This window comes from Actinomadura rupiterrae (assembly GCF_024172125.1).
Lineage (GTDB): Bacteria > Actinomycetota > Actinomycetes > Streptosporangiales > Streptosporangiaceae > Spirillospora > Spirillospora rupiterrae.
In genome coordinates, this window is the sequence record NZ_JAMZEA010000008.1 from 559033 (window position 1) to 577737 (window position 18705).

Here is an 18705-nt window from a genome sequence, read left to right on the forward strand (position 1 = left end):
CCAGGAGGACACATGACCACCGCACAGCTCGATCCCGCCGTCCGGACGCTGGTGGACGCCGTCAACGCGGGCGACCGGAACGCGTTCCAGGCCGCGCTGACCCCGGACGCGACGATGTCCGACGACGGCTCCGACCGGGACCTGTCCGACTGGGCCGACCGGGAGATCTTCTCGTCCAACGGCCGGATGGAGATCGAGTCCACCTCGCCGGACGGCCGCTCGTTCGTCGCGAACTACACCAATGACACGTGGGGCTCGATGCGCACGTCCTGGCGCTTCATCGTCCAGGACGGCAAGATCGCCCGCTTCGAGACCGGCCAGGCTTAGGCGCCGGGCGGTTCGGGCCTGACGGTGAGGACGACGGCCAGCGCGACGGCCGCTGGAATCGCCAGGTAGAAGCCGCAGGACAGCGCGACGACGCCGACGAAAACGGTCGCGGTCAGCGCGAGCGCCCGGGACCGTCCGCGCGGCAGCAACCGGACGGCGGCGGCGACGCCGACCAGGGTCACCGCCGCGAGGCAGGCCGAGGTCGCGCGCATCAGCGGGTCCAGGCCGAGGTCGAACGCCAGCGCGGCCGCGGCGACCGCCCCGGAGATCACTTCGAGCACGACCAGGCTCCGGTGCGGGACCTGCCCGGCGTCCGCGCCGCGCGCGAGGGCGCGGGGTAGCGCGCCGTCGCGGGCGAGCGCCGCGCCGAGCCGTCCGCCGCCCGCGATGTAGGTGTTCATCGCGACGAAGCTGAGCGCGATGGCCGCGACCGCCGTGAGGGGCTTGGCCGCCTGCCCGATACCGTCCTGCAAGAGCAGTGTTAGCGGGACGGGCGAGGTCTCCGCGCGCGAGCCCAGCGCGCCGGTAACCGTCATCGCGAGCCCCAGGTACAGGACACCGACCAGTCCGAGCGTCGCGACGGTCGCCCGCCGCAGCAACGTCCCGGTTTCGCTGCTTTTGCCGGACGCGAAGTCGGCCGAGAGGTGGCTCGCGGCCTCCCAGCCTGCGAAGGCGAAGAACAGGACGCCCGCCGCCTGCGCGACGCCGACCGCGCCGTGCGGGGCGAAGGGAGTGAAGGCGTCCGCGCGCACGTGCGGGATCGCCGTGCCGATCGCGACGACCAGCAGGACGGCGAGGGCCGCGACCAGCGCGAGCTGCACGCGGCCGGACAGCCGCAGCCCGCCGTGGTTGCTCGCGAACGCCGCGGCGAGCAGTGCCAGCGTGACGGCCGCCGCGCCCGGACGGCCCCACCCGGCGGCGGACGCGACGTAGTCCCCGCCGATCATCGCGCCGGCCACCGTTCCGACCGGGACCACGCCGAAGAACCACCAGCCGACCGCCATCGAGGTGCGCGGGCCGAACGCGCGCCGCGCGAACGACGCGACGCCGCCCGCGTCGGGATGCCGGACGCCGAGCGACGCGAACGTCAGTGCCACCGGCGCGCTGAGCACCAGCAGCGCGGCCCACGCGATGATCGCGGACGGTCCGGCCGCCGCCGCGGCCAAATGCGGCAGGGCGAGGACGCCGGGTCCGAGCACCGCGCCGGTCAGCAGCGCCGTGCCCGTGCCCACGCCGAGCCGCCCGCGCGGGGGCGCGGGCCGGGCGGGGCGGGTCTCGGCGGGAACCTGGGCAGCCGTCAACGAGCGCTCCTTTCGGATGTCCGGGATGTGGCCTCGAAGGTAGGCAGCCCGGCGCCCATATGGGGGCCTCGCCGAACGTTCGACCGGAAATCGACCAGAATCACGGTCATGGACGAACTTGATTCGGAGATCGTGCGGATTCTCCAGGCGAACGCTCGGACCTCGAACCGGGAGCTCGCCCGGATGCTCGGTGTCGCGCCGTCCACGTGCCTGGAGCGGGTGCGGGCGCTGACCCGGCGCGGCGTGATCCGGGGTTACCACGCCGACATCGATCTCAAGGCGCTCGACCGCGGCGTGCAGGCGCTGGTGGCGCTGCAGATCCGGCCGCTGAGCCGGAAGGTGATCGACGCGGCGATCGCGTACGTGAGCACGCTGCCCGAGGTCATCGGGGTGTTCACTGTCGCGGGCGGCGACGACATCGTCCTGCACGTGGCCGTCCGGGACCTGGACGACCTGCACGCGATGCTGCTGGACCGGCTGAGCAAGCGCCCCGAGATCGCCGGGTTCCGGACCTCGGTGATCTTCGAGCACGTGCGCAACCCGGTGCTCGAACCGCTGTCCATAAGCGATGCTTCTAGGAAGTAGAAAAAGCCTCTCTTGGACTTATGGATCGGCCGCGGGCAGGGTGGAGGTGCGTGGACGAGAGGAGACTCCGATGACCATCCCGAACTTCCAAGGCACCGTCCTGACCAGCGCGGACGAGGGTTACGACGACGCGCGCGCCGCGTTCCAGCTCGCCGGGTGGCACCGCCCGGACGTGGTCGGCGTGGCGTCGTCGGCGTCCGATGTGGCGGCGGCCGTCCGGTACGCGGCCGAGCGCGGGATGCCGGTCGCCGTGCAGAACACCGGCCACGGCATGCCCGTCCCGGCGGACGGCGGCCTGCTGATCAACGTGAGCGGGCTGACCGGCGTCGCCGTGGACCCGGGCGCGCGGACGGCTCGGGCCGAGGCGGGCGCGCGCTGGCGGGACGTCGTGCGCGAGGCCGCGGCGCACGGGCTGGCCGGGCCGAACGGGTCCGCGCCGAGCGTCGGCGTGGTGTCCTACCTGCTCGGCGGCGGGATCTCGATCCTCGGCCGGACGGCCGGGCACGCGTCGGACCACGTCCGGGCGATCGAGGTCGTCACGGCGGACGGGACGGAACGCCGCGTCACGGCCGATTCCGACCCGGACCTGTTCTGGGCGCTGCGCGGCGGCCGGGCCAACTTCGGCGTCGTGACGGCCGTCGAGCTCGACCTCTTCCCGCTGGAGCGGCTGTACGGCGGCGCGCTGTACTTCGACGCCGAGCACGTCCCGGCGGTCTTCGCGGCCTACCGCGAGTGGACGGCTAGCGTCCCCGACGAGATGAACTCGTCGATCGCTCTCGTCCCGCTACCCGACCTGCCGATGGTGCCCGAGCCGCTGCGCGGACGGCATGTCGCGCATATCCGGATCGCCTACCTCGGCGACGCGGACGCGGGCGAGCGGCTCGTCGCGCCGCTGCGCGGGATCGCGCCGAGGCTGGTCGACTCCGTCCGGGTGATGCCGTACCCGGAGATCGGGACGATCCATAACGAGCCGGACGTCCCGATGGGCTACTTCACCACCCACGCCCTGGTCGGTGACCTCCCCCAGACCGCCGTGGACGAGCTGCTGCGCCTGACCGGCCCGGGCGGCTCGGACGCCCCGCGCATCATGGAGATCCGGCATCTCGGCGGCGCGATGGCGAAGGCCCCGGCCGTCCCGAGCGCCGTGGGCCACCGCGACGCCGCCTACTTCGTCGCCTTCCTGTCCCCGCTGGTCGGTGGGCTCACGGCGGACGACGTCCGCGACTTCCACGACCGGCTCGACGCCGTCGTCGCGCCGTGGAAGCTGGGGCACGCGCTCAACTTCCTGTACGGCGCGAACGCGACGCCGGAGAACGTCCGCGCCGCGTACGAGCCGGGCGACTACGAGCGGCTCGTCGCGCTGAAGCGTGCGTACGACCCGTCCAACCTGTTCCGCCTGAACCACAACATCCCGCCCGCCTGACCGGCCCCCGAGGGACGGTCAGGCGGACGGGTCGCCGATCAGGCAGTCAGGCGCAGGTCGTCATGGCGTCCTCCGCGAACGGATCAGCAGGGCGGGCACGAGGGCGGCTACGACCAGCGACAGCGGCAGCAGGTAGGTGAGCTGGAAGGCGTGCGCGAGGGTCGGCGCGGCGGCCTCGCGGGCGGGCCCGGTCAGCCGGTGGACGGCCTGGATCCCGCCGTCCGGCAAGCGGGCCGACAGCAGCGCGGAAGCGGATGCGATGCCGACCGCTGACATCGTGGTCGTGATGAGGTTGACGGTGGTGCTCGCGGCCGGCGCCTGCTCGTGCGAGACGCCCTTGGTCGCGGCGGTCAGCGCAGGCATGATCGTCGCGCCGCCGCCCCCGCCGATCAGCGCCGTCGCCCCGGCGATCCCCCAGTACGAGCCGTCCGCCGTGAGCTGGACGGCCAGCAGCACGAACCCGGTCGCGGCGGCCGCGACCGACACCGGGACGATCCGTCCGGCGCCGATCCGGTCCACCAGCCGCCCGGCGACCTGCATCGCGATCCCGGACGCGAACGCGCCCGGCATCGCCAGCAGCCCCGCGACCGTCGCGGACTCGCCGCGCACCACCTGGAAGTACAGCGGCGCGAGGATCATCGTCCCGAAGTACCCGGCGCTGAACACCGTCAGCGTCGCGCTCGCGGCGGAGAACGTTCGGGTGCGGAACAGGCCGAGGTCGATGAGCGGGTGCGCGGCGAACCGGGCCCGGACGGCGAACGCCGTGGCCAGCGCCAGCCCGGCGGCGATCCAGAGGAGCGGCGCCGCGCCGTCCGCGCCGTCCCCGAACCGGGTCACGCCGTAGATCAGCGCGGCGAGGCCGGGGGAGAGCAGCAGCAGGCCGGGGACGTCCAGCGCGCGCCGCGCGGCGGGCGCGTCGGCGGGGAACAGGCGACCGGCGAGCAGCAGGATCGCCAGCCCGACCGGCAGGTTGATGAAGAACATCCAGCGCCAGGACACCTGGTCGATCAGCCAGCCGCCGAGCGCGGGCCCGGCGAGCGGCCCGACCAGGATCGCCAGCCCGTTGGTACCCATCAGCTTGCCGAGCTCTTCCGGCTTGGCGGCGCGGATCAGGATCGTCATCCCGGCGGGCATCACCAGCCCGCCCGCCAGGCCCTGCAGCACCCGGAACGCGATCATCGACGGGACGTCCCAGGCCAGCCCGGCCAGCACCGAGCCGAGCGCGAACGCCGCGACGGCCGTCAGGTACAACCGCTTGGCGCCGAACCGGCCGACCGCCCAGGCCGCCGTCGGCACCATCGCGCCGAGCGCGAGCGAGTACCCGGTGGCGATCCACTGGATCGTGGCGAGCGACGCGTCGAAGGTCTCGGACAGCCGGTTGATGGCGACGTTCACGACGGTGGTGTCGAGCGAGACCATGATCCCGCCGAGCACCAGGATCAGCGCGATCGTCATGGGCTTCAGCGTGCGTGCGGGCGCCGCGGTGTCAGCGGCGGTGAGCGTGGCGGCCATCGTCAGACCTCCTCATAGGGACGGACGGCTCGGGCGTCGCGCAGCGCGCTTCCCCACCAGCCGAGTTGGTCGAGCATCCGGTGCGCGGCGGCGCGCGCGTCGGGGCATTCGGCGTCGAAGGTCGTCCACGGGTTGTGGACGCTGACCACGTTCCGGACGGTCGTCGCGTGCAGTTCGGCGAAGACCTGCCGCAGGTGCTCGACCGCGCGCAGCCCGCCCGACATGCCGCCGTACGACACGAACGCGACGGGTTTGGCCTGCCACTGGCGCAGGTGCGCGTCGATGAAGTCCTTCAACCCGCCGGGGAAGCTGTGGTTGTACTCGGGCGTCACGATCACGAACGCGTCCGCCCGCTCCAGCGCCTCGCTCGCCGCGGCGAACGCCTGGATCGCCTCCGCCGCGCTGGGCACCCCGGATGCCGCGGCGGCGGGGGCCGCGTCCGCGGCGGAGGACGCGGTGCCGGGGGCCTCGGGCGGCTGGACGTCGGCGAGGTCGATGACCTCGGTCTCCAGGTCGTCGCGGGTGCGGGCGACGGCGGTGAACCAGTCCGCGATCGTGGGTCCGAACCGTCCGCGGCGGGTGCTGCCTATGATCACCGCGAGCCGCAGAGGCGGCTGCGGGGGGCTTGCGGTCTCACTCATCTCTGCGTGGCTCCGGTGGTCGCGCGCCCCGCGGGTCGGGGCGACGCGTTCCACTCTGGAACCTCAACTTTTGTTGAGGTCAACCTCCGGACCGGCGTGACGGTCGTCTCACCTGGTCACGGCACCGGCGTGCGGCGGGTCCCAGTTGAACACCGCGTCGCCCTGGCGCAGCAGCGCGGTCGGGCCGAGCAGTCCGAGCGCGCGCATCACCGCGTCCCGTCCGGCGACGGCGGCCGGGTTGCTCACCTTCGAGAGGCGGGCGATGCCCGCCGACTTCTTCACGATCGCGGACGTCCGGGGCAACCGCGCCCGCGTGTAGGCGGGCAGGCCGCCGCCGTCGGTCATCTCGTGCGCGAGGACGATGGCGTCCTCGATGGCCTGGCAGGCGCCCTGCCCGAGGTTCGGCGTCATCGGATGCGCCGCGTCGCCGAGGATCGCGACCTTGCCGCGGTGCATCGCGGGCAGCGGCTCGTGCAGGTAGAAGACGTCGTTGCGGAGGATGTCCCCGGTTTTCCCGATCAGCTCCGGGATCGGCGCGTGCCAGGTGCCGAACAGTCGCGTCAGTTCGGCCTTCTCCCCGTCCGGCGCGGTTCCGCCTGCCGGCGCCACGGCCGTCGCGTAGCAGTAGACGCGGTTCCCGGCGAGCGGCATGACACCGAAGACCAGCCCGCGCCCCCACGTTTCGGACGGCATCGGAGCCTCGTCCGCATCGACCACGAAGCGCCAGGCGGTCAAACCCGAGTACCGGGGTTCCGGATGGCCCGGAAAGGCGGCCTTGCGGATCGCCGAGTGGATGCCGTCCGCCGCCACGACCAGATCGGAGCGCGCTTCCGCGCCGTCCGCCGTCACCACCGTCCCGCTCTCCGCATCGACGCTGGTCACGGACGTGCCGAGGCGCAGTTCGCCGCCGTCGAGCCGTGCCGTGAGGAGGTCGACCACCGTCGCGCGCATCAGCAGGACGGTCGGGTCGCCGAAGCGGGCGGCCGCGGCCTCCGCGCTCGTCCGGCTGAGCCACGCTCCGCTCGCCCGCCGGATCCCGCCGTCCCCCTGGAAGGCGGCCAGCTCCCGGACCGGATCGCCGAGCCCGAGCGTGTCCAGCGCGCGCAGCGCGTTGGGGCCGAGCGCCATGCCCGACCCGACCGGGTCCAGCGAGGCCGCGCGCTCGATGAGCGTGACGTCCCAGCCCTTGTCCTTCAGTGCCACCGCCGAGGTCAGTCCGCCGATGCCGCCGCCCACCACGATCGCCGTCCGCGTCGTCATGCCACTACCCCGCTCACTACGCCTGTAGTTCATCTCGTGAGCACTGTAGCTCGGGCTTCACTACAGCGGTAGTGTGATCCCCATGACGTCACGAGCCGAGCTGGTCGCAGACGCGGCGATCGCCCTGCTGGTCGACCGCGGCATGCGCGGACTCACCCACCGCGCCGTGGACGAGGCGGCCGGGCTCGCCCCCGGCTCCACCTCCAACATCGCGCGGACCCGCCTCGCGCTGCTCGAACTCGCCATGACCCGGCTCACCGGACTGGACGACTCGGCCCTGCTCGCCGGCCTCTCCGTGCCGTCCCGGCTGACCCGCGAGCAGCTCACCGAGATCGTCGCAAACGCGCTGAACATCGAGCTGACCACCGCCCGCCGCCGCGCCCTGGCCCGCTACGAACTCGCGCTGGAGGCCAACCGCCGTCCCGAACTCCGCGAGATCTACGACCGCGCGGGCCGCCGCTTCCGCGAACCCCTCGTCGCCCTCGTCGCCGCGGCCGGCTCCCCCGACCCGGCCCGGCACGCCCGCCAGCTGGTCGCCTTCCACGAGGGCGTCCTCTTCGACGCCCTCGCCGGCGCCGGCGACACCCCGTCCCTGGACGACCTGCGCCGCTCCACCGCCGACTTCCTGGCCGGCATCCTCCCCTGACCGCGCTCGCGCGCTCTCGGACGAGCCGCACGAGCGCGATCAGGCCGCTCGGGCTAATACAGCTCAGGTGAGGTGCGGACCGGCATCCTGACCTTGAAGACCTTGCCGTCACTCAGGAAGAAGATCACCCGTGCGTTGTCGCCCGGCGTGATCAGGCGCGTGGGCTTCTCGAACATCAGGTGGTAGCGGCCCGGGACGAAGGCGAACTCGCCGTGCGCGGGGATGGTGAACTTGTCGAGCTTGACCATCCTGCTGGACTGGGAGTCGACGACGGTCTGGTAGATGCTGACCCGCTGGTAGTCCGGTGTGCGGATCTTGGTGACGTCGAGCGGCTTCTCCGACGAGTTCTTCAGCGTGATGTAGCCGGCGGCCGGGAGCGCGTTCGGCAGCCAGCGCACCCAGGTGGACTTGTCGACGGCGGTGATGTCCGTGGTGACGGGCGTGACGGCCCTGGTCCGCTCGGCGGCCCGGTGCTGGGCGATCCGGTGTGTGTCGTGCGCGGCCGCGGCGGCGGCCACCGCGGACGCGGGTACCAGGGCGGCGGACAGGGCCAGCACGGTCAGAGTGCGAGCACGCATGGATGAACCTCCGGTTCGTTGTGTCGCTCGCCATTGACTACCTACAGTCACCTATACATCACCATCAGTTACTCTCTGTCAAGGGGTGGTGCCGATCCGGACGAGTGCCCGGGCCAGAGCGTGAAGCGGACCTCCCGGCAGGCCCCGGTTAGGGTTGGCGGGTGGACGGAACGGGCGCCCGTGCGGCGGACGAGCGGGCGACGCTGATCTCTCTGCTCGAAGCCCAGCGGGACGCGCTGGCCATGGTGTGCGCAGGTTTGAGCGACGCCGAAATGGCCGATCCGTCCGTCCCGCCCTCGACCCTCACGCTCGGCGGCCTCGTCGGGCACATGGCGGAGGTCGAGCGGGCCTGGTTCCGGCGCGTTTTCGCAGGTGAGGACGTGCCGCTGCGCTGGTCGCGGTTCCCCGGCGACGACTTCGGGTTCGACGGCCCGGCCGAGGACGCCTACGACGCCTGGTACGGCGAGTGCGCGCGGGCGCGGGAGGTCGTCGCGTCCGCTCCCTCGCTGGACGCGTCCGGACGGCATCCCCGGCGCGGCGCGGTCTCGCTGCGCTGGATCCTCTGCCACATGATCGAGGAATACGCCCGGCACAACGGGCACGCCGAAGTGTTGCGCGCGGCGATCGACGGCCGGGCCGTTACCGTGGACCGGTGAAAGTCCAGCTCACGGGCGTTTCCGAGACCCTGCTGTGGACCCTGTACCACCGGGCCGCCGAGGCGCGCCGCGACGACGCGCTGCTGCACGACCCGAAGGACGTCCAGCTCGTCGACACGATCGACTACCCCTTCGAGCGGTTCGGCGGCGGCGGGAGCCTCGCGCAGTGGCAGGCGCTGCGCGTGCTGGCGTTCGACATCGCGGTGCGCCGGTTCATGGACGAGCACCCCGGCGGGACGGTCGTCGCGCTCGGCGAGGGGCTGGAGACGCAGTTCTGGCGGGTGGACGACGGGCGCGTCCGCTGGCTGACCGTGGACCTGCCCGAAACCCTCGACGTCCGACGCGAGCTGCTACCGGACGACCCGCCGCGCCGCCGCAGCGTGGCCCGCTCGGCGCTCGACCTGACCTGGATGGACGAGGTGCCCGAGGGCGAACCCGTGCTGGTCACCGCGCAGGGGTTGCTGATGTACCTGCGCCCGCCGGAGGTCCGCGGCCTGATCGCGGCGTGCGCCGACCGCTTCCCCGGCGGCCGGATGCTCTTCGACACGATGCCGCGCGCCCTGGCGGCCCGCAGCCTCAAGGGCCTGATGCGGACGGCCGACTACACCGCGCCGCCGTGGCACTGGGCGATGGACGCCGGCGAGTACCCGAAGATCGCCACCGCGTCCCCGAAGATCACCGCCGTCCGCGCCCTGCCCTACCCCGCGGGCCGCGGCGCGTTCCGCCTCGCCCCGTGGAGCCACCGCATCCCGCTCGTCCGCGACCTCCGCCTGACCATCATCGAGATCGACTTCGCCTTCGACTGAGCGTCCGGTCGACCTCGATATCGACTTCGGCTGAGCGTTCCGTCACTCGCCGGTGGTGCCGTCGATGCGTTCGCGGAGGAGGTCGGCGTGGCCGTTGTGGCGGGCGTACTCCTCGATCATGTGCGTGACGATCCAGCGCAGCGACCAGTCCTCGTCCCGCCAGTGGACGACTTCGCCCAGGTCGTGGGACGCGACGATCGCGCGGGCGCGGTCGCACTCGGCGTGCCACGCCTCGAACGCCTCGCCGGGGTCGGCGTCGTCCACGAGGAAGTCGGCGTGCTCGCCGTCCACGCGCGGCCAGATGGGGCCGGGCGACTCGCCTGCGAAGACCTCGCGGAACCAGCTGCGCTCGATCTCCGCCAGGTGCCGGACGAGGCCGAGCAGCGATAGGTCCGAGGGCGTGAGGGATTTGCGTTTGAGCTGGTCGGCGTCCAGACCCTTGCACTTCATGGCGAGCGTGTCGCGCTGCCAGTCGAGGAATCCGGCGAGCGTGGCGCGCTCGCCGGAGGTGTGGGCGGGTTCGAGCCGTCCGTGCTCGTCGGCGAGGTTCCGGACGAGCCGGAACCGTTCGGTCACCACGAGGGTGTCGTCATCGACGGTGAAGTCCGGGTCGCCCAGAAGCTCGCGCATCTCCGCGCCGTGCCAGAACGACTCGTGCGCGGTGCGCCACTCGGCGAGCGAGTGGTAGCCCTCGCCCTCGTCGCGGGCGTGCTCCCAGCTAACGTCCGCTAGCCGGACGGTCTCGACCGCTACCGTCTCCAGCACCGCGACGGTCCGCTCTACCGAGTCGATCAGGACGCCCTGCCGTCCGGGCTCGGGCAGCGGCTCGTCCTCCTCCTTGTAGGCGGCGACCAGGCCGGTAGTGCTCGTCTTGGCGCCGTCCATGATCGCCGCTACCAGCTTGTCGCGCAGCGGGCCCGGGAACGCGAACTCCAGCCGCGGCAGTCCGTCCAGTTCGGTCACGCTCTGGACGCTAGCAGCGGCCCATGAGGTCGCGGGGCCGCCGGGCTCAGGCGACGTAGAGGAAGAGGGTCTCGGCGACGCAGGCGGCGCGGCGCTCGCCCTCGACCTCGACCTTCATCCGGACGGTCGAGAGCTTGCCGGCCGGGGAGTTCTTGATGTCGAGCAGCTCGGCGCCGCCGCGGACCCGCGCGCCGACCTTCACCGGCGCCGGGAAGCGCACCTTGTTCAGCCCGACGTTCACCACCGAGGACAGGCCGTCGATGAAGAAGATCTCCGGCATGAACGCGCTGACCAGCGACAACGTGAGGTAGCCGTGCGCGATCGTGGTGCCGAACGGTCCGTCCTTGGCGCGCTCGGGATCCACGTGGATCCACTGCCGGTCGTCGGTCGCCTCGGCGAACATGTCGATCCGGCTCTGCTCGACCGTCCGCCAAGGGCTGTAGCCCAGATGCTCGCCCTTGGCGGCGGCGAACTCCTCCACACTCGCGAAACGCCTCATGGAACGATCCTTGGGCCTCCGCGAGACCCGCGCCAATGCCGCATCCGACAAACCGGCGGCCCTCGCCCTTGTCCGAAGCGTCCAACGGGCTCACAGGAGCCTGAGCAGCGCCGTCGTCGCGGCGGCGGCCAGGACGGCGACCATGAACGGCGCCTTCCGCCAGGCCAGGACGCCCCCGACCAGCACCCCCACCGGCCGCGCGACGTCCGCCGGGCCGCTGCCCTCGGTCAGCGCGGTGACCGCGACGAGCGAGGTCAGGAGGACGACGGCGGACGTGTCCAGCAGCTTCTCGACGCTCGCCGGGAACGTCACGCGCGTCCGCAGCACGGGCCCGGACATCCGCAGCAGATACGTCCCGACAGCGAGCGCCAGCATCGCAGCGATGATCATGCTTGCCTCCACTCGCCGGACACGACGGTCTCCGCCGCCCCCATCCGATCGTCCTCGGATTCCGTGCCAGGGCCGTGGCCAGGCTGTTGCTCGTCCGTGGCGGCGGGCAGTCGGCGGGTGAGGAGAGGGAGGAAGGCCAGGGCGGCGAGGCTCGCGAGCATGGGGAGGCCGGCGGGCAGGACGGGGACGCATGCGAGCGCGATGACAGCGCCCAGCAGCGCGGGACGGCGCGCGCCCGCGTCCCGCAGTGACGGCAGGATCAGCGCGAGGATCGCGGCGGGGAACATCGCGTCCAGCCCGAACACGTTCGGATCGTGGACGGCCGAGCCGACGCCCGCGCCGAGCAGCGCCCCGAGCGGCCAGCACAGCAGGACGCCGACACCGCACGTCCAGTAGGAGCGCGTCGGATCCTTGCGGGTCAGGGCGAAGACGACCGATTCGTCGTTCATCAGGTGGACGCCGAGCCAGCGCCGCCACCCGTGCCCGAGGACGTCCGGCAGGGCGAGGCCATAGGGCATGTGCCGGGCGTTGACCAGCAGGCCGGCGAGGGCGGCGGCGATCGGCGAGCCGCCCGCCCCGACGATCCCGACGAAAAGGAACTCTGAGGACCCGGCCAGCACGAGCGCGCCCATCACCATGGGGAACCAGAACGGTAGCCCCGACGCCACCGAGATGGCGCCGTAGGACACCGAGGTCGCGCCCACGGCCAGGCAGACCAGGACGATGTCCCGGTCGGGTGTTCTCCATATCGAACGCACGTAGTCCAAAATGAACGATCCGTGCCGTGTTCGTCAAATCGAACTGCGTTCTCTAGGATGAACGGCCATGAGCGAGCAGCCCGCCCGTCCGCCGATGGAGTTCATCGCCGCAGCGCTGCGCCGCGAGCGCGCCCGCAGCGGCCAGTCCCTCACCGAGGTCGCGCGGCGCGCCGGGGTCGCCAAGTCGACCCTGTCGCAGCTGGAGTCCGGATCAGGAAACCCCAGCGTGGAGACGCTGTGGGCGCTCGCCGTCGCGCTGGACGTCCCGTTCGCGCAGCTCGTCGCGCAGCCCGTCCCGCGCGTGCAGGTGATCAGGGCGGGCGAGGGGCCGTCGCTGGCCGCCGACCGCGCCGACTACCGCGCGACCGTCCTCGCGTCCTGCCCGCCCGGCGCCCGCCGCGACATCTACCAGATCACCGCCGAGCCGGGCCCGCCCCGCGCGTCCGACCCGCACATGCCCGGGGTGGTCGAGCACGTCGTGATCAGCACGGGCCGCGCCCTGGTCGGCCTCCTGGACGATCCGGTCGAGCTGTCTCCCGGCGACTACATCGCCTACCCGGGCGACCTCCCGCACACCTTCCAGGCACTTGAGCCCGGCACCCGGGCCACCCTGGTCTCCGAACACACCTAGCAGCCCGAACGACCGGAAGCCGTGTCGGTCAGTAATCCTCGGGTTCGTCGTCCTCGTCCCATGCGAACGGTGGGACGAACTTCCCGTCGCGGAAGGTGACGATCTTCCCGGCGCGCAGGTGGAGCGGGGTGTCGGGCTCGCCCTCCTCGTACCAGCGGAGATAGCCGAAGAAGGCGGTTTCGCTGTCGCATCGTCCGGCCAGCCAGTCGAAGAGTTCGGCGATCTCGGCGTGCCCGTCGGGGTGGATCTCCCAGCGGCAGGTCAGCGCCCAGCGGCCGCCGTCAGCAGCCCCCTCGCGGACCAGGGACGAGGAGACGACGCCGGGGATCTTGTAGGCGGCGCGTGGCGAGCCGTCGTGCCATGCGGGTTCGGGAAAGCGCTTGATCACCCAGTCGCCGTCCTCGTCCTGCACCGGCTCCTCGCCCTCGTCCCGGACGATGTCAAGGATCTCGTTGACGACGAGGGTCTCCTCGCCGATGTGCTCGGGACGCGGGCCCAGCCCCACCTGCCAGCGCAACTCGGCGACCTCGGCCTCCGACAGGCTCGCGCGCAGGTCCGTCGCGATCATCAGTTCCTGGATGTCTGCCATGCCCGGGAACGCTAGCCGGACGCGGTGACAGGACGCGGTCGCGCAGAGTTATCCACAGGTCGCCGCCTTCGAGGCGGCTCAGCGCTCCGCGTGCTGTTCTTGAGGCATGAGCGAACTCGACCGGCACGGAAACTCGGCCCAGACGCACGAGTCGTGCGATCCCCAGGCTGTGGACAGCGCCTCGACCAGCCACAGGCCGCGTCCGCCCTCGCCGCACGCCTCGGGCTGGACGTGCGGCTGGTCAGGGCGCCGCCGTCGTCCTGCACGATGAGGCGCACGGCGCGGCCGGCCGTCTGGACGAAGACGGAGATGCGTCCGCCGCGTCCTGATGCGGTGTGCTCGCACGCGTTCGCGACCAGCTCGTCCACCACGAGCGCGAGGTCGGAGAGCGTCTCGTCGGTGACGTCGATCAGGGTGAGCCGGCGGGCCAGGCGGGTGACGAAGGCCCGGGCGAGCTGCGCCGAACGCGCGACGCCCGGGACGTCCAGGGTGCCGACGAGGTTCATGCGGCGCGCCCCCGCACGGCCGCCGCGATGTCCCGCGCCGCGAGGTCGAGCGTCTCCGCGGACGCGGTGCCTTCGAGGCCCCACATGATCAGCCAATGGCCTTCCGACTGCGCGGCGAGAACGGTGAAGCCGGAATGCCCCGGAATGTGCACGGCGAGAACGGTCTCGCCGCGCACCGGCAGCAGGACGGACGTCGCCACGCACAGTTTCCGCAACTCCCAGGCGAGCCCGACCAGCAGGACATAGCGCTTCTCACGCGGCGTCATCGGAACACTCCTTCCCGTAAGGACCGCCGCAAGCATGAAACGCCGGCTCAACCCGCACAACACGTTCCAAGAACACGACCGCTCCCGGGAACGGGCGGCTCCCGAAAGCTGGAACTCGCGCGAAGTATCGACCCGTCAACTTCGAAACTTTCACTGAAAAACGCGTGACGGATCGTTCACCATGCGTGTATGGCGCAACGTCCCCCGACCCTGCGAAGGCGCCGCCTCGGCGCACAGCTCCGCCGCCTCCGCGAGGAGCGCGGCCTGACCCAGGATGAGGCATGCCTGCTGCTCAACCTGTCCAAATCCACGCTGCACAGGATGGAGAACGCCCGAGTCGTGGTCCGCCGCCACGAGGTGGACTACATCCTCACCAAGTACGAGGTCACAAGCCCCGCGGTCCGGGAATCCCTGATGGGCCTCGCGTCGCCTGGCCCGTCCCGTGAGTGGGTCCGGCGGAACAGGCTGGTCTTCCCCACGAAGAAGATCACGGAGTACCACGAGCTTGAGATCGACTCGTCGCGTGTGAGGTCGTACTACCCGGAGCTCATTCCCGGGCTGGTTCAGACACCTGGCTATGCACGAGCCGTGATGGGCTCCTTCAAGTACACCCCGGAGGAGTTGGACCGCCATGTGGAGTTCCGCATGGCTCGAAAGGAGGTCTTCGACCGCGAACCGCCGCTGCGCTACGAAGCGGTGATCGGCGAAGCCACGCTTCGCATGAACACCGGCGGTCCGTTCGTCATGGCCGAGCAGATGGGCTACTTGCTGAAGGTCTCATATGAGGACGACATCCAGCTCCGTGTCCTGCCGTTCAGCGCGACGACCGTCCCTGGCATCGATGGTTCGTTCTCGATCCTGGACGTCGAGACCGGCAACTTCACGGTGGTGGCGTTGGCCGCGCTGACCCGGGCACAGTTCCTCCAAGAGGACGACGAGGTGGCACGTTACCTCGACGTGTACGAGGACCTCTGCTCGCTGGCCCTGTCCGTGGAGGATTCGCGCCTGGAGTTCGAACGGGCAGCGAGAGCGTTCCGCGCGATGGCTGGAGGCGCTGGTGGCAACATGGCGGAAGAGCAACAAAAGCGGAAATGAGCCTCACGGGTCCTGGCGCAGGAGTAGCCACAGCGGCAGCGATCCTGAGAGCGACTGCGTGGAGGTGGCGGTCATGGCCTCGTGGGATGTCGGCGTACGCCACTCCAAGCCCCCCGGACGACGGCTGGAGGCACCGGCGACGACCTGGCGGAAGAGCACTCGCAGTGGGTCGGACGGTGAGCACTGCGTGGAGGCGGCTGCTTTCCTGAAGTCCGGCGTTGCCATACGTGACTCCAAGGATCCGGACGGGGGGCGGCTGCGGGTTGGTGCGTCCGAGTGGAGCGGGCTCCTTGCCTCCATCAAAGCGCGGCAGGCTTAGCGCGACGCGGCTGATGCTCGTTCATGGTGAGTGAGGGTGGCTCCTGCGATCTTGGGGGCATTGGAGAGGCCCGCTCGGTCGTGGGACGGAGCGGGCCTGGCTTCACAGCCGGAAGTGGTGTCCGGGTGTGAGCGTGCGCTGGGCGCTGGGCTCAGTTGTGGCCGAACTTGCGCTGGTGTTTCGGCTTGGCGATCGGCTCCTTCTTCAGGGTGGCCGTCGGAGCCGCCTGGGCATCCATGACGGTCGTCGTCTGGGCCGCGTCCTGGGTGTGCTCCACCGGGCGTGCGTGCCTGTCCTGCTGCTGCTTGGCGCGACGGGCCTTGCTCATGATCGTCCCCCCTCTGGACTGTGAGGTCTCGCCTTCCCGTGACCTCCCAGAAGATCCACTACCCACTGCTATCGGACGAAAACCGTCGGTAATCGAACGAAGTGGATGAGTGCTCGTTCGGCCGGGGTCCGGACGCGTCGGTGCCTAGGGCCTGTTTCGAAGTGGCCTCGGCCACGCGCGCGAACGCGTGACCAGCGCGGTGCCGCGACGCCGGAGGCGAGCGGCACCCGGGTTGATCGCGAAGCGATGCCGCGTTCGCCCAGGCACGGTCACGGAGCGAGCCGCTAGGCGAGCGCAGTGGGCCGGGACTGCGTAAACACGGCCTAGTCGCGCAGGACGCAGGTGGCCAGCTTGTGGTCGTAGTGCATGCCTTTCGGGCAGCGCGCCACCTTCAGGGGCACGCAGCGTCGTAGGTGGAGGTTCCACACCTTGTGGGGCGGGCAGAGGTGGGGCCGCATGGTCGCCTGGGTTCGTCCGTCAGGCGTGCCCGGGGCGGCCGCAGATGCCGGAGTCAGGGCGATGCCGCTGGCCAGCAGGGCCGCCGAGAGTGTTGTGGTGATGCGCACGGGTTCTCCTTCTCGCGAGGATGACCGCTGCACCGATGACTCTACGCACGTTCCGGCTACCTTGAGTGAGGGGTTTTGGGTGTCCAGATGGCCACCCCTCGCTGTTGGGCCGGCGATCATGGGCCGGGGGTCGGGATGGTGCGTCCAACCGGAAACGAGGCCGCGGGGCGGAGCGCATCGTGCCCGGTCCGGGCGCCTTCGAGCGGGGAGGACGCATGGACGAGCGGAATGCCGCCCGGCAGGAGCTGGTCGCCGAACTGGAGGCGGCCGAGCGCGAGTTCTGGAAGACGTTCTCGGGTGTGGTGCGGCGGTGGGTGCTGTTTCCGCAGGTTCCGGCGGCGCGCGGGCCGCGGCTTCATTCCGGTGGGATCGGCCTGCTCGTGTGGACGTTGCATGCCGCCTTGCTCAGCACCGGCGTGGTGCTCAGCCTGGCCTCCACCGGCGGCGTCCGCGGCCTGGGGTTGAGCCTGGTCGTCGGCTCCCTGTTCGGAGTGGGCGCGGTCGCCGCGCAGGTGTGGAGCGTGGCGTACCAGAAGGAGCAGGCGTTGTTGCAGAGAGCCCTGGGGGACGTCGCGTACGAGGACGTCCTTGTGCAAGGCGCTCGGATCCAGGAGCTGGCGGCGCAGGTCAAGGCCCTGGAGCAGGGCTGATCCGGCGGGCCGGCGAAAGATTTCCGGGTGGGTGTCCATTTCGGGGGCGGCTGTTCGTGGTTGCGGGGTAAGCGATCCGAACAGCTAGGGAGTGCAGGATGAAGTACCTGCTTCTGGTCAACACCGCGGCGCCCGGTTCGGCCGAGGAGTATCCGGCGGACGGTCCGACCGTCGAGGAGTTCATGGCGTTCGAGAGGACGGTCACCGAGGCGGGCGTCCGGCTCGACGGGCGGGCGCTGGACACCACGAACGCCGTGTCCGTGCACGTCCGGCCGGACGGCGAGCGCGTCGTGGTGCACGGCCCGTCCGAGAAGGACCGCGAGATCGCGGGCGGCTACTACCTGATCGACGTCCCCGACCTGGACGCCGCGCTCGACTGGGCGGCGCGCTGCCCCGGCGCCAGGTACGGCAACGTCGAGGTCCGGACGGTCTGGGAGCACGCCTGACCCGAACGAAGGACGGACGCGGCCCCGAGACTCGCTCGGGTCGCGTCCGTTCGGCGTTCGGGCTGGGCATTCCGTTCGGCGCTCGGGCCGGGTGTTGCGTTCGGCGCTCGGGCCGGGGGTTGTGTTCGGCGTTCGGGGCGGGGGTTGCGTGCTCAGTCGTCCTCGGGGGTGGGGGTGGGCTTGCTGTAGAGGATCTCGCGGCTCTGCTCGGCGGCGCGGAGGAGGCTTTCGGTGACGAAGTCGAGGAAGCGGGCGACGCTCTCCAGGCGGTCGCCGGCCGGGGTGCCGCGGCCGAGGACGCCGACGCCCTCGCGCGCGGCGGCCACCGTGTCGTCGTTGGCCTTGGCGCTGCGGACCATCGACCGGTACCAGAGGTCGTCGTCGACGAAGTAGCGCTCGCGGCGGCCCTGGTCGCGGTCGCGGTTGATGAGGTCCATCTCGGACAGGAACGTGGTCGCCTTCGACACCGACGCGGGGCTGACCTGGAGGAGCCGGGCCAGCTCGCCCGCGGTGAGGCTGCCGGAGTCGGTGCAGTACAGGCAGGCGAGGACGCGGGCCATCATCTTCGGCAGGCCCGACATGATGAAGACCGTGGTGAGCTTCTCCTGGAAGGCGAGGACGGCCTCGGGGTCGCGCCCGTGCGGCTGCGGGGACGCCGCCGGGCCCTGCGCGGAGGCCGTCCGGCGGCGGTTCGTGCGCTGCTGGGTGGCGTGCTGGGCGAGGTCGGCGCGGTAGCCGGCCGGGCCGCCGTTGCGCATGACCTCGCGCGTGATCGTCGAGGTGGGCCGGTCGAGGCGCCGCGCGATCTCGGCGTAGGCCAGGCCGTCGGCCAGTCCTGCCGCGATCTGCTGGCGGTCCTGCTGGGTGAGCCTGCCTCCCGGCATCGCACTCTCCTCGCTGCTGCTGCGTCCTGATACCGCCAGCATAGCGTTCACCGGCACCGTAACGCAACGAGTTGCGGGAC

26 protein-coding genes are annotated in these 18705 nt (G+C 71.4%); 11 read left to right on the forward strand and 15 right to left on the reverse strand.

From position 1 onward, the window contains the following. Positions 1-12: 12 nt before the first annotated feature. On the forward strand, positions 13-327 hold the full coding sequence (locus FHU30_RS30000) for a nuclear transport factor 2-like protein (protein ID WP_253880312.1): 315 nt from the start codon (positions 13-15) through the stop codon (positions 325-327). Here the strand turns inward: FHU30_RS30000 and FHU30_RS30005 are convergent. After that, positions 324-1628, reverse strand: a complete 1305-nt coding sequence (locus tag FHU30_RS30005) for an APC family permease (protein WP_253880313.1) — start codon at positions 1626-1628, stop codon at positions 324-326. The genes FHU30_RS30000 and FHU30_RS30005 overlap by 4 nt on opposite strands. Positions 1629-1736: 108 nt before the next feature. On the opposite strand from FHU30_RS30005, the gene FHU30_RS30010 reads away from it, so the two are divergent. Both FHU30_RS30010 and FHU30_RS30015 read left to right on the forward strand, forming a co-directional pair. Continuing rightward, entirely contained in the window at positions 1737-2213 is a 477-nt protein-coding gene (locus FHU30_RS30010) for an Lrp/AsnC family transcriptional regulator (RefSeq protein WP_253880314.1), read from the forward strand. A 70-nt stretch (positions 2214-2283) separates the two neighbouring features. Beyond that, positions 2284-3636: an FAD-binding oxidoreductase gene (locus FHU30_RS30015; RefSeq protein WP_253880315.1), complete on the forward strand. Its 1353-nt coding sequence runs from the start codon at positions 2284-2286 to the stop codon at positions 3634-3636. 60 nt (positions 3637-3696) lie between these two features. On the opposite strand, the gene FHU30_RS30020 is transcribed toward FHU30_RS30015, so the two are convergent. The 3 genes from FHU30_RS30020 to FHU30_RS30030 all read right to left on the reverse strand — a co-directional run bounded on the left by FHU30_RS30020 (position 3697) and on the right by FHU30_RS30030 (position 7049). Then, entirely contained in the window at positions 3697-5148 is a 1452-nt protein-coding gene (locus FHU30_RS30020) for an MDR family MFS transporter (RefSeq protein WP_253880316.1), read from the reverse strand. A 2-nt stretch (positions 5149-5150) separates the two neighbouring features. Beyond that, on the reverse strand, positions 5151-5789 hold the full coding sequence (locus FHU30_RS30025) for an NADPH-dependent FMN reductase (protein ID WP_253880317.1): 639 nt from the start codon (positions 5787-5789) through the stop codon (positions 5151-5153). Positions 5790-5897: 108 nt separating this feature from the next. Next, positions 5898-7049 carry an FAD-dependent monooxygenase gene (locus FHU30_RS30030; protein ID WP_253880318.1) on the reverse strand — a complete coding sequence of 384 codons (1152 nt, stop codon included), beginning with the start codon at positions 7047-7049 and terminating at the stop codon, positions 5898-5900. 82 nt (positions 7050-7131) lie between these two features. Between FHU30_RS30030 and FHU30_RS30035 the strand changes: the two genes are divergently transcribed. Further along, positions 7132-7695 (forward strand): TetR/AcrR family transcriptional regulator, encoded by a 564-nt coding sequence (locus tag FHU30_RS30035; protein WP_253880319.1) that lies wholly within the window; start codon positions 7132-7134, stop codon positions 7693-7695. A 53-nt stretch (positions 7696-7748) separates the two neighbouring features. Here the strand turns inward: FHU30_RS30035 and FHU30_RS30040 are convergent, their stop codons facing one another. Continuing rightward, positions 7749-8273 carry a copper chaperone PCu(A)C gene (locus tag FHU30_RS30040; protein ID WP_253880320.1) on the reverse strand — a complete coding sequence of 175 codons (525 nt, stop codon included), beginning with the start codon at positions 8271-8273 and terminating at the stop codon, positions 7749-7751. Positions 8274-8434: 161 nt separating this feature from the next. On the opposite strand from FHU30_RS30040, the gene FHU30_RS30045 reads away from it, so the two are divergent. Then, entirely contained in the window at positions 8435-8929 is a 495-nt protein-coding gene (locus FHU30_RS30045; protein WP_253880321.1) for a DinB family protein, read from the forward strand. Further along, positions 8926-9735 carry a class I SAM-dependent methyltransferase gene (locus FHU30_RS30050; protein ID WP_253880322.1) on the forward strand — a complete coding sequence of 270 codons (810 nt, stop codon included), beginning with the start codon at positions 8926-8928 and terminating at the stop codon, positions 9733-9735. Before FHU30_RS30045 ends, FHU30_RS30050 begins: the two co-directional genes overlap by 4 nt. A gap of 42 nt (positions 9736-9777) precedes the next feature. Here the strand turns inward: FHU30_RS30050 and FHU30_RS47305 are convergent, their stop codons facing one another. From FHU30_RS47305 to FHU30_RS30075, 4 genes are all read right to left on the reverse strand, one after another. Next, positions 9778-10698 carry a mycothiol transferase gene (locus FHU30_RS47305; RefSeq protein ID WP_308211424.1) on the reverse strand — a complete coding sequence of 307 codons (921 nt, stop codon included), beginning with the start codon at positions 10696-10698 and terminating at the stop codon, positions 9778-9780. Positions 10699-10744: 46 nt separating this feature from the next. Further along, positions 10745-11197, reverse strand: coding sequence for a MaoC family dehydratase (locus FHU30_RS30065; protein ID WP_253880323.1), 453 nt, complete (start codon positions 11195-11197; stop codon positions 10745-10747). 90 nt (positions 11198-11287) lie between these two features. Continuing rightward, entirely contained in the window at positions 11288-11587 is a 300-nt protein-coding gene (locus FHU30_RS30070; protein WP_253880324.1) for an AzlD domain-containing protein, read from the reverse strand. After that, positions 11584-12345 (reverse strand): AzlC family ABC transporter permease, encoded by a 762-nt coding sequence (locus FHU30_RS30075; protein WP_253880378.1) that lies wholly within the window; start codon positions 12343-12345, stop codon positions 11584-11586. Before FHU30_RS30075 ends, FHU30_RS30070 begins: the two co-directional genes overlap by 4 nt. Before the next feature lie 67 nt (positions 12346-12412). Between FHU30_RS30075 and FHU30_RS30080 the strand changes: the two genes are divergently transcribed. Then, positions 12413-12976, forward strand: coding sequence for a helix-turn-helix domain-containing protein (locus tag FHU30_RS30080; RefSeq protein ID WP_253880325.1), 564 nt, complete (start codon positions 12413-12415; stop codon positions 12974-12976). A 28-nt stretch (positions 12977-13004) separates the two neighbouring features. Here FHU30_RS30080 and FHU30_RS30085 read toward each other — a convergent pair whose 3' ends face one another. Genes FHU30_RS30085 through FHU30_RS30095 form a run of 3 tightly spaced genes read right to left on the reverse strand, consistent with a single transcriptional unit; the run spans position 13005 to position 14337 of the window. Then, entirely contained in the window at positions 13005-13565 is a 561-nt protein-coding gene (locus FHU30_RS30085; protein WP_253880326.1) for a hypothetical protein, read from the reverse strand. An 11-nt stretch (positions 13566-13576) separates the two neighbouring features. Further along, positions 13577-14071 carry an ATP-binding protein gene (locus FHU30_RS30090; RefSeq protein ID WP_253880327.1) on the reverse strand — a complete coding sequence of 165 codons (495 nt, stop codon included), beginning with the start codon at positions 14069-14071 and terminating at the stop codon, positions 13577-13579. Further along, a complete protein-coding gene (locus tag FHU30_RS30095) occupies positions 14068-14337 on the reverse strand; it encodes a hypothetical protein (protein WP_253880328.1) in 270 nt (89 codons plus the stop codon). The genes FHU30_RS30090 and FHU30_RS30095 overlap by 4 nt, the downstream gene beginning before the upstream one ends. Before the next feature lie 189 nt (positions 14338-14526). On the opposite strand from FHU30_RS30095, the gene FHU30_RS30100 reads away from it, so the two are divergent. Both FHU30_RS30100 and FHU30_RS30105 read left to right on the forward strand, forming a co-directional pair. After that, positions 14527-15432: a helix-turn-helix domain-containing protein gene (locus FHU30_RS30100; RefSeq protein ID WP_253880329.1), complete on the forward strand. Its 906-nt coding sequence runs from the start codon at positions 14527-14529 to the stop codon at positions 15430-15432. Then, positions 15395-15751 carry a DUF397 domain-containing protein gene (locus FHU30_RS30105; protein ID WP_308211426.1) on the forward strand — a complete coding sequence of 119 codons (357 nt, stop codon included), beginning with the start codon at positions 15395-15397 and terminating at the stop codon, positions 15749-15751. Before FHU30_RS30100 ends, FHU30_RS30105 begins: the two co-directional genes overlap by 38 nt. A gap of 151 nt (positions 15752-15902) precedes the next feature. Here FHU30_RS30105 and FHU30_RS30110 read toward each other — a convergent pair whose 3' ends face one another. After that, positions 15903-16079 carry a hypothetical protein gene (locus FHU30_RS30110; protein ID WP_253880331.1) on the reverse strand — a complete coding sequence of 59 codons (177 nt, stop codon included), beginning with the start codon at positions 16077-16079 and terminating at the stop codon, positions 15903-15905. 323 nt (positions 16080-16402) lie between these two features. Beyond that, entirely contained in the window at positions 16403-16645 is a 243-nt protein-coding gene (locus tag FHU30_RS30115; protein ID WP_253880332.1) for a hypothetical protein, read from the reverse strand. Positions 16646-16860: 215 nt separating this feature from the next. Between FHU30_RS30115 and FHU30_RS30120 the strand changes: the two genes are divergently transcribed. Together FHU30_RS30120 and FHU30_RS30125 are read left to right on the forward strand one after the other, a co-directional pair. Beyond that, entirely contained in the window at positions 16861-17295 is a 435-nt protein-coding gene (locus FHU30_RS30120) for a hypothetical protein (RefSeq protein WP_253880333.1), read from the forward strand. A gap of 98 nt (positions 17296-17393) precedes the next feature. Then, entirely contained in the window at positions 17394-17741 is a 348-nt protein-coding gene (locus FHU30_RS30125; RefSeq protein WP_253880334.1) for a YciI family protein, read from the forward strand. Between the two features lie 152 nt (positions 17742-17893). Here FHU30_RS30125 and FHU30_RS30130 read toward each other — a convergent pair whose 3' ends face one another. After that, positions 17894-18625: a GbsR/MarR family transcriptional regulator gene (locus FHU30_RS30130; protein WP_253880335.1), complete on the reverse strand. Its 732-nt coding sequence runs from the start codon at positions 18623-18625 to the stop codon at positions 17894-17896. Positions 18626-18705: the final 80 nt, after the last annotated feature.